This window comes from Aeromonas sp. QDB56 (assembly GCF_027705505.1).
Classification (GTDB): domain Bacteria; phylum Pseudomonadota; class Gammaproteobacteria; order Enterobacterales; family Aeromonadaceae; genus Aeromonas; species Aeromonas caviae.
The window spans coordinates 1-8,461 of the sequence record NZ_JAPDBZ010000162.1; the positions used below are offsets into that span (position 1 = coordinate 1).

Sequence of the window (8,461 nt, forward strand, 5' to 3'; positions counted from 1 at the left end):
CAGCGGGGCTGACGCCCCGGCGAAATTCCCCTCCCACCTACGTCGGAGGGAGTCCCCTTTCGCATTTAAGATGGGTCCTCCGTGAAACGAGCTGCCAGTGTAGCGGGCCGCCGCCGCTTTGACAGCACCGGGATCACAACCTCGGGGTTTCCTTTGCATCAGGCATGATGGCGGGAGCGCTCGCCCTTGGGGTCAGGGCAGGGTCACTCGGAAGGGGCGACCACGGCCTCCTCTCCCCTGGCGGTGCGTTTCAGTTGCCCCATGAATTGCTTGAAATGGGGGAGAAACCCCTTGAACAGCTCCTCTTTGCGATGCTGCATCATGACTTCGCCAAACAGCTTCAACCCGACGATAAACGCCTGATGTTCCTGCTCCGACATGGCCAGCTTCCCCTTGCTGAGCGCCAGGATGGCAAAGATGTCGTCGTGATTCTGGCAGTCGAACTGCAACGGGGGCACCTCGCGGTCCAGCGCCTGGACCTGTACACGATAAGTGTGTGGCATCTTTCATCTCCTCTCGGGCTGGGCTTTTGCCCATATGGTTGATAAAATCAATTAAACCCTTTTAAGTTGACTTTATCAACCATGAGGTTGTCAAACCGCCTCTTCCGGATCCTCGATCAGTACAAAATCGCCATGACGCAGCATTTCCGGGCACAGCAGATCGCCCTTAGCCCCCTCCATTACAAGGTGCTGCAACTGATCCATGCGCTGGATCCCGCCACGCCGCAGCTAATCGCACAGCGGTCTGGCCGCGACAAGGCGCAGGTGACGCGCCTGCTGCAGGAGATGGAGAAACAGGGGCTCATCGAGAAGCGGCCCCATCCCACTGACAGACGCAGCATCTGTCTGGCCTTGACCCCGCTGGCCTGCGAGCGGGTCAACCAGGGGGAGCAGGAGGCCGCACGGCTCGACGAACGGCTGTGTTCCCTGCTGACGCCGGCGGAGATAGCGCAGTTGCAGCAACTGCTGGACAAGATAGAAAAAGGGCTTGAGTCGACCGATTAGGGTCAGCGTCAGGGGATCCGCTGCCTGATTTGTGGCCAACCAGCGCGGCCTGTGCTGGCGGCGCCTTGTGAGCCACTCCCGGAGATGGTATCACTGGCCCCACTCTCCCCTTCCCGCCGAGGCGCCATCGTGATCACCCTGATTAAAGAGTCCGACCAGTTGAAAATGCCCTGGAAGAACAGGCAGGGCACCACGGCCCAGATCCTGATCTCCCCCCCTGGTTCGACCCTGGACAAGCTCGACTTTGACTATCGGCTGAGCTCGGCCCCCATCAAGGAAGCGGGGAGTTTCTCCCGCTTTCCCGGCTACCAGCGCATCCTGCTGCCCGTCAGCGGTGCCGGTTTCGTGCTCAACGGCCACCCCTACGCCACCTTCGAGGCGGCCCACTTCAGCGGGGATAACGAGACCCGCTGCGAGCTGCTGAAAAAAGAGGTGACGGATCTCGGGCTCATCTACCACCCGGCGCGCATCAGCGCCAACGTGCGGGTGCTGAACCTGCCCTTCCCCCTCAGCCTCACCCTGGAGGCGGACAAGTGCTACCTCTGCCACCTGCTGGAGGGCCAGCTCACCGTGCAGGGACAGCAGGTCGCACCGGGCGAGACCCTGGTGGTGCAGGGGGAGGAGAACATCCGCTTCGAGTGCGGCAAGAAGACCACCCTCGCCTTCTTTACCCTGCAGCCCAAGCAAGCCGCCGTTTAACGCCGGGGGGCACGGCCCCCGCTGTCGAGGCAGGCCTGCATGGTGTCATAGGGGGTATAGTGCCTGGTGCGGCTGTAGTAGGTGCCGCCCTTGGGGTGACAGATGCCGCTCCGGCTCTTCTTCACCGGGGGCTCGGCGGCCAGCGCGATGGCACACAGCAGCATCAGGCAACAGCCAAGCATCCATTTCACTGCATTCATGCTCTCTTTTCCGAAGGGGCGTAGGCGGGCCACTGGCCCATTTGCGGCCTATTCTACGCCGCTCATCCCCTTGCCACCCCAGACCAGATCATGAAAGCACCGCGACGCAGCGCAAGCGAAGACAAAAAAGCCGGGACCTTCCCGGCTTTTGCTTGTACTGGCGGCGACACGGTCCTTGGCACTACCCCACCTTGAAGCTGCCCTTCATCAGGGCGAAGTGGCCCGGGAAGGAGCAGAAGAAGGTGAGATCCTTGCCCGCCAGGCCGTCGGTCTTGAAGGTAACGCTGGTGCTCTCGCCGCCCCCCACCAGCTTGGTGTGGGCCAGGATCCTGGGGTCATCCTTGGGCAGGTAGTCGTGATCGACCCCGGCGCTCATGCCGGCGGTGGCGATGGCCTGATAGTCGGCGGTGTTGGCCAGCACCCAGTTGTGGCCCATGTTGGCCACCGGCAGTTTGCCCGTGTGATTGAGGGTCACCGTCACCTCCTTGCAGGTGGCCGGCACGCTCATCGCCGTCTGGTTGAACTGCATGGCGTCATTGCCTTCGATCACCAGTGCGCACTCGTCGGCCAGGACCGGGGTGGCGAGGGAGCCAAGAAGCAGCAGGGTTAACACCTTTTTCATCACGTTCTCCTTTGATTGACGAAGGATGACAGCACAGGCATCTCGCCCCCGTGGGCGCGACCCGCAAAGATGCTGTCAGGATCGATCTTCATTATATTCAAATGTCACCGAAGGACGACCGCTTTTGGGCCAGCCTGAGGGCCCGGTCACTTCTTTTCTCCCGACCCCGGGCCCAAAGCGGGTTGCTCACATCCCCGTCCCGCTTAATTATTTGCGGCCTTCCCGCCCACGGCCACTCGCCAACACCGCAGCCGTTGGCTAAGCTGCTCCCCCGTCGATGACTCCCGCGAGAATGAGAGATGAAGTTCCCCTTTGCGCCTGCGCTGGCGCGCACCCTGCTGCTCTCCCTGATCCTGCTGCTTGGCGCCTGCCAGCCGGCCCCGACCCAGACCCGCATCCAGGGCAACACCATGGGCACCTATTATGCGGTGACCCTGAGCGACCCCTTCCCCGGCGGACAGGGAGCACTGCAACAGGAGGTGGAGGCGCTGCTGGCACGCCTGAACAAGGAGATCTCCACCTATGATCCGGGCTCCCTCATCTCCCGCTTCAATCAGGGAACGGGGCTGCCCCCCCAGGTCATCCCGGCCACCATGGCGAAGATTGTGCAACAGGGCATTGACGCCGGGCACCTCACCCGGGGGGTTCTCGATGTCACCGTGGGCCCCCTGGTCAATCTGTGGGGATTCGGGCCGGACAAGCGCCCGGTCAGGCGGCCCGGCGCAGAGCAGATCGCCAAGGCGCGGGAGCGGGTCGGCATCGACAAGCTCACCCTGACCCCCGAGGGGGATCACTTCCTGCTCGGCAAGGCCATCCCAGATCTCTATCTGGATCTCTCCACCCTGGGCGAGGGTGCGGCCTCCGACGAGATAGCCGGGCTGCTGGAGCAAAAAGGGGTCCACAACTACCTCATCGAGGTGGCGGGGGCGGTGCGCAGCAAGGGGCACAACGACAAGGGCAATCCCTGGCGGGTGGCCATCGTCGAGCCCTCGGACAGACCGGGCGCCATCGAGGATGTGGTGACCCCGAACGGCATGGCGGTGAGCACCGCTGGCAGCTATCGCAACTATTACGAGCTCGACGGCAAGCGCTACTCCCACATCATCGATCCCACCACCGGCGAGCCCGTGACCCACAAGCTGGTCTCCGCCACCGTCATCACCCCCACGGCCCTGGAGGCCGATGCCCTCGACACCGCCCTCATGGTGATGGGCCCCGAGCGGGCGATGGCCTTTGCCAGGGAGCACAAGCTGGCGGTCTATCTCATCGAGAAGACCGCCACGGGCTTTGCCGCCAGCCACACCCCCGAGTTTGCCCCCTATCTGGTGCGCAAGCAGCCCTGAATGACGAGGCCCCGCAGTGCGGGGCCTCGTTCACTGACCGCCTATTCGATGGGGATGCGGTGGGGCGCGGGGCTGGCCGCCTGCTTGGGCAGGCGCAGGGTGAGGATGCCGTTGTCAAAGCGGGCGCTCACCTGCTCTGGCGACACCTCCACCGGCAGCTCGACGCTGCGCGACACGCTGCCATAATAGCGCTCGCTGCGCAGGGCCCGTTCATCCTTGTTCTGGCTGTCAAACTGGCGGATCTCCGCCTTCAGGGTCACCAGCTTGCCGTGCACGTCCACGTGGATGTCCTCCTTCGCCACCCCGGGCAATTCCGCCTGCAGCAGGTAGTCATCCCCGCTCTCCCGCAGATCCAGCTTGATCTGGCTGGGCAACGGGTCCCCGTGCAGGGGGCGGATGTAGAAGCCGGAGGCCATGTCGTGGAACAGGTCATCAAACAGGCTGGTGCGACTCGGTAGCAAACTCATCTGATCCCTCCTTGTGAGCGGGCAAGGGAGCAGACGGGCACCCTGCCCTCTGTTGCCTCCCGCATGCTGACGCTCTTCAAGTCTAAAAACCGGGACAGCGCCTGCCAGTGCCAACTCGCCTTCCCTTGACCGGGATCAAAGGCAAGACACCCTTTTTTTCACCCAAGGTCTGCGGGAAAAACCGGGAGGCCTCCCCATGTGCAATTGCCTGCCTGCGGACTTTGGTGGCACACTTCTCCCACCAGCCCGTAGCGCCTTGATGCCAGACAGATGCAGACACCGGACTCCGTACCCGAGAAAAAACCCCAGCCCAAGCCCAAGCGCATCCTGCTGGTCAACGAACAGCGTTCCTTCCAGATGATGATGAAGGCGATGCTGATCAACATCGGCATCAACCGCATCACCTACACCAACTCCGCCGACGAGGCGCGCCGCCGCTGCCAGAAAGAGAGCTTCGACATCTATCTGCTCGACTATGAGCTGGGGGCGGGCGAGAACGGCCGCCAGTTGCTGGAAAGCCTGCGGGATCAGCAACTCATTCCGCCCCAAAGCGTGGTGATCATGGTCAGCAGCGACGGCTCCCGCGCCATGGTGCTGAGCGCGCTGGAAGCCGAGCCCGACGAATACCTGATGAAGCCCTTCTCCCAGGAGCAGTTCTCGTTTCGCCTCAAACGCGCCCTCGCCCGTCGCCAGGCACTGGAGAGCGTCTTCAGCGCCCTCACCCGGGACGATCTGCCCGCCCTGGTGGAGGCCTGTGCCAAACAGGCGGACGCGGTGCCACGCTTTGCCAACTTCTGCCGCTGCCTGCAGGCCGACACCCAGCTCAAGCTGGGCCAGGCCAAGGAGGCCCGCAGCCTGATGCGCCAGCTGCTGGCGGGGCAGGAGAACAGCTGGGCTCGCCTCACCCTGGGCAAGGCGTGCCATACCCTGGGTCTGCACGAGGAGGCGGTAAGCCACCTGCAAGCCACCCTGAAACACACCCCCCTGATGGTGGAGGCTTACCTCTGGCTCGCGGAGTCCCTGCTGGCGCTGGGCAATGACGAGCAGGCCCAGCAGGAGCTGCGCCGGGCGGTGGACATCTCTCTCCAATCGGTGCAGCTCTCCCGCCGTCTGGCGGAAGTGTGCCTGCAACGGCACGACTACGCCCAGGCCAAGGACGTGCTGCTCGCCCTCATCGATTTGTCGCGCAACTCGATCCACCGCACGCCGCATTATCTCGGGGCCTATATCCAGACCCTTACCCTCTATGCCCTCAACAGCAACGACGGCTACCACATCGCCAACCTGCAAAAGCAGGTGAACTCCGCCCTGTCGCGCATCCGCGACTCCCTGATGATGTCGGAGTTCAACTACCCGGTGTTCGAGCAGATCTGCCAGGCCCGGGTGCGCATCGCCCTGGGGGAGCTGCTAAAGGGCAAGAAGATGCTCTATCGCGCCAACCAGAACTGGCTGGACGAGCCCGCCACCATGCCTCCGGCCCTCCTTGGCGAGACCATACTCGCCCTCTATCAGCTCGGGGAGTTCGAGTACGCCGAGAGCCTGCAATCCCTGCTGGCGGAGGATGAGGATCGGCTGCTCACCACCTGCATCCAGGTGACCCGGGATGACAAGACGGTGCAGGAGCGGCGCCAGCGCTATCAGCAGCTCAACGATCTGGGCATCAAGGCCTATCAGGCCGGGGAGCTGGAGCAGGCCCTCGGCCACTTTCGCGAGGCCCTGCGCCGGGCGCCCGCCAATACCGGCGCCGCCCTCAACAAGATCCAGGTGCTGCTGCAACTCATGCAGAAGAACCGCAAGAGCCCGGAGTTTGGCACCGAGTGCAAGGAGACCCTGGAGGTGCTGGAGGGCATCCCCCTCAACCCCGCCCAGCAGGAACGTTTTCGCAAGCTGCGCCAGGAATATCATCAGCACAGCTGATATCCCCCCTCCTCCCCTCACCTATGCTGATACTGACTCAGGGAAGGGAGGGGCAACACCATGGCAATGTGCCGATACCTGGTGGCCGATGGCCGCCACTGCACCGAAGAGGCAGGGGATCATGATCTCTGCCGCTGGCACGACCCCGCTGCGGCCCACAACACCCCTGATACCGCCCAGGCGCTGGAGCGCTATGTGCGCCAGGGGGGCCTGTGCCACGGCCTGCAACTGGCCCGCGCCGAGCTGGCGGATCTCAACCTGGTGAACAGGCAGGGTCCGGAGGGATTCTTGCTGGAGCAGTGCAACCTCTATCGCGCCAACCTGCGGGGGGCCCATCTCTACGGCATTCGCATCAAGGGCGGCAGCCTGATGAAGGCCGATCTGAGCGAAGCGAACCTCCACTGCGCTACCCTCGACGACGTCAACCTGCTCGGCATCCGCTGGAAGAACACCCGCCTCGACAACCTGGAGACGGGCAAGCGGCTGATGCAGGACAGAAAGGGGCGCCGCGAGCGGGACCCGGCGCAGGCCCGCGTCTGGTTCAAGGAGGCGGAGGAAACCTACCGGGATCTGCGCAAGGCCTCGGAGGCCCAGGGCATCTTCACCATGTCCGGTCGCTACATCCAGCAGGAGCTCACCATGCGCCGCCTGCAGATGCCGTTCTGGTCCTACCGCCGCTTCGCCTCCTGGATAGTGGATCTCTTCTGCGGTTACGGCGAGGCCCCCATGCGGGTGGTGCTCTTCTCCCTGCTGCTCATCGTCATCTGCAGCATTTTTTACTTCTTCTGCGGCCTCAACTTCGCGGGCACCCACCTCATCTATCGCCCGGACGCTCCTCTGGAGCAGAACGCCATCTTCCTGATGGAGTGCCTCTACTACAGCGTGGTGACCTTCACCACGCTGGGGTATGGGGACTTCACCCCGGTGGGGTTGTCGCGGATCTTCGCCGCCTTCGAAGCCTTTACCGGCAGCTTCACGCTGGCACTGTTCGTGGTGGTGTTTGTCAAGAAGATGACCCGCTAGAAACCTGTCCACGATCTTGCTGGGAAGCCGCTTCCAAGGCTCATGTGCTGCTCGCTTATGTGTCGCCAGGCGCTTCCATGTATACATATGCACTCAGGCTCCTCTGCTGCGCGTCACCTTGCTGACAGACTCTCGCGACAGATCGTGAACAGGTTACCGATAGCCCGGCACCTGAACTTGCATCCAGACCGGATTCCTAGTCCAATAGCGACTAATAAAAACGACATGAGCATCCCTGACATGAAGATCATCTCTTTCAATATCAATGGCCTGCGCGCCCGTCTTCATCAGTTGCAAGCCATCATCGACAAGCACCAGCCCGATGTGATCGGCCTGCAGGAGATCAAGGTCCACGACGAGGCCTTCCCGGTCGCGGACGTGGAGGCCATGGGCTATCACGTGGTCTTCCACGGCCAGAAGGGTCACTACGGGGTCGCCATCATGAGCAAGCAGGCGCCCATCGACGTGCAGAAGGGGTTCCCCACCGATCCCGAGGATGCCCAGCGCCGCATGATCATGGCCAGTTTCAAACGGGAAGACGGCTCCCTCATCAAGGTGATGAACGGCTACTTCCCCCAAGGGGAGAGCCAGGATCACGAGACCAAGTTCCCGGCCAAGCAGAAGTTCTACGAGGACCTGCAGCACTACCTTGAGACCCACCACAGCCCGGACGACCAGATAGCGCTGATCGGGGATATGAACATCTCCCCCACGGATCTCGACATCGGCATCGGCGAGGCGAATCGCAAGCGCTGGCTGCGGGATGGCAAGTGCTCCTTCCTGCCCATCGAGCGTGAGTGGATGGAGCGGCTCAAGGGGTTCGGCCTGACCGACACCTTCCGCGCCGCCAACCCCACCGAGTGCGAGCGTTTCTCCTGGTTTGACTACCGCTCCAGGGGCTTTGACGAGAACCGTGGCCTGCGCATCGACCTCATCATGGCGTCCAATGCCCTCAAGGACAAAGTGACCGAGACCGGCATCGACTACGAGCTGCGCGGCATCGAGAAACCCTCCGATCACGCCCCCATCTGGACCTGCTTCGCCTGATCCCGGTGCCGGGCCTCCTGGCCCGGAACTCTGCCATCTCCCGACCCCAGCCCCTGCCGATGCGGGCAATGCTGTTCACTTAAGAGAATTTGAGTTCCAGTCCACGTAGTATCAGGGCTAAAAAATGAGGGAGGCA

At 62.9% G+C, this 8,461-nt stretch carries 10 protein-coding genes; 6 read left to right on the top strand and 4 right to left on the bottom strand.

Translation table 11 applies throughout. The annotated features are described in order from the left end of the window. Positions 1-203 precede the first annotated feature (203 nt). Positions 204-503, bottom strand: a complete 300-nt coding sequence (locus tag OKB81_RS18050; RefSeq protein ID WP_042014216.1) for a DUF3861 domain-containing protein — start codon at positions 501-503, stop codon at positions 204-206. A 132-nt stretch (positions 504-635) separates the two neighbouring features. Here OKB81_RS18050 and OKB81_RS18055 point away from each other — a divergent pair, with 132 nt between their 5' ends. Next, on the top strand, positions 636-1,007 hold the full coding sequence (locus OKB81_RS18055; RefSeq protein WP_270668005.1) for a MarR family winged helix-turn-helix transcriptional regulator: 372 nt from the start codon (positions 636-638) through the stop codon (positions 1,005-1,007). 129 nt (positions 1,008-1,136) lie between these two features. Next, complete coding sequence (locus OKB81_RS18060) at positions 1,137-1,706, top strand: HutD family protein (protein WP_052815265.1); 570 nt, start codon at positions 1,137-1,139, stop codon at positions 1,704-1,706. Here the strand turns inward: OKB81_RS18060 and OKB81_RS18065 are convergent. Both OKB81_RS18065 and azu read right to left on the bottom strand, forming a co-directional pair. Beyond that, complete coding sequence (locus OKB81_RS18065) at positions 1,703-1,906, bottom strand: hypothetical protein (protein ID WP_039039209.1); 204 nt, start codon at positions 1,904-1,906, stop codon at positions 1,703-1,705. The genes OKB81_RS18060 and OKB81_RS18065 overlap by 4 nt on opposite strands. A 181-nt stretch (positions 1,907-2,087) precedes the next feature. Then, positions 2,088-2,528, bottom strand: a complete 441-nt coding sequence (azu, locus tag OKB81_RS18070; RefSeq protein WP_043155526.1) for an azurin — start codon at positions 2,526-2,528, stop codon at positions 2,088-2,090. Between the two features lie 299 nt (positions 2,529-2,827). On the opposite strand from azu, the gene OKB81_RS18075 reads away from it, so the two are divergent. Further along, on the top strand, positions 2,828-3,871 hold the full coding sequence (locus tag OKB81_RS18075) for an FAD:protein FMN transferase (RefSeq protein ID WP_052816446.1): 1,044 nt from the start codon (positions 2,828-2,830) through the stop codon (positions 3,869-3,871). Positions 3,872-3,912: 41 nt separating this feature from the next. Here the strand turns inward: OKB81_RS18075 and OKB81_RS18080 are convergent, their stop codons facing one another. After that, the gene (locus OKB81_RS18080; RefSeq protein ID WP_039039212.1) at positions 3,913-4,338 is read right to left on the bottom strand and encodes an Hsp20/alpha crystallin family protein; all 426 of its coding nucleotides are present in this window, start codon (positions 4,336-4,338) and stop codon (positions 3,913-3,915) included. 270 nt (positions 4,339-4,608) lie between these two features. Between OKB81_RS18080 and OKB81_RS18085 the strand changes: the two genes are divergently transcribed. From OKB81_RS18085 to xthA, 3 genes are all read left to right on the top strand, one after another. Further along, the gene (locus OKB81_RS18085; RefSeq protein WP_103261425.1) at positions 4,609-6,255 is read left to right on the top strand and encodes a response regulator; all 1,647 of its coding nucleotides are present in this window, start codon (positions 4,609-4,611) and stop codon (positions 6,253-6,255) included. 60 nt (positions 6,256-6,315) lie between these two features. Next, the gene (locus tag OKB81_RS18090; RefSeq protein WP_069785315.1) at positions 6,316-7,278 is read left to right on the top strand and encodes an ion channel; all 963 of its coding nucleotides are present in this window, start codon (positions 6,316-6,318) and stop codon (positions 7,276-7,278) included. A gap of 240 nt (positions 7,279-7,518) precedes the next feature. After that, complete coding sequence (gene xthA / locus OKB81_RS18095; protein WP_041205378.1) at positions 7,519-8,325, top strand: exodeoxyribonuclease III; 807 nt, start codon at positions 7,519-7,521, stop codon at positions 8,323-8,325. The last annotated feature ends 136 nt before the right edge of the window (positions 8,326-8,461 follow it).

Coding starts and splice junctions, on each gene's coding strand:
- OKB81_RS18050 (WP_042014216.1), bottom strand. CDS start 503: ATGCCACACACTTATCGTGTACAGGTCCAGGCGCTGGACCGCGAGGTG.
- OKB81_RS18080 (WP_039039212.1), bottom strand. CDS start 4,338: ATGAGTTTGCTACCGAGTCGCACCAGCCTGTTTGATGACCTGTTCCAC.
- azu (WP_043155526.1), bottom strand. CDS start 2,528: ATGAAAAAGGTGTTAACCCTGCTGCTTCTTGGCTCCCTCGCCACCCCG.
- OKB81_RS18085 (WP_103261425.1), top strand. CDS start 4,609: ATGCAGACACCGGACTCCGTACCCGAGAAAAAACCCCAGCCCAAGCCC.
- OKB81_RS18055 (WP_270668005.1), top strand. CDS start 636: ATGACGCAGCATTTCCGGGCACAGCAGATCGCCCTTAGCCCCCTCCAT.
- OKB81_RS18075 (WP_052816446.1), top strand. CDS start 2,828: ATGAAGTTCCCCTTTGCGCCTGCGCTGGCGCGCACCCTGCTGCTCTCC.
- OKB81_RS18065 (WP_039039209.1), bottom strand. CDS start 1,906: ATGAATGCAGTGAAATGGATGCTTGGCTGTTGCCTGATGCTGCTGTGT.
- OKB81_RS18090 (WP_069785315.1), top strand. CDS start 6,316: ATGGCAATGTGCCGATACCTGGTGGCCGATGGCCGCCACTGCACCGAA.
- xthA (WP_041205378.1), top strand. CDS start 7,519: ATGAAGATCATCTCTTTCAATATCAATGGCCTGCGCGCCCGTCTTCAT.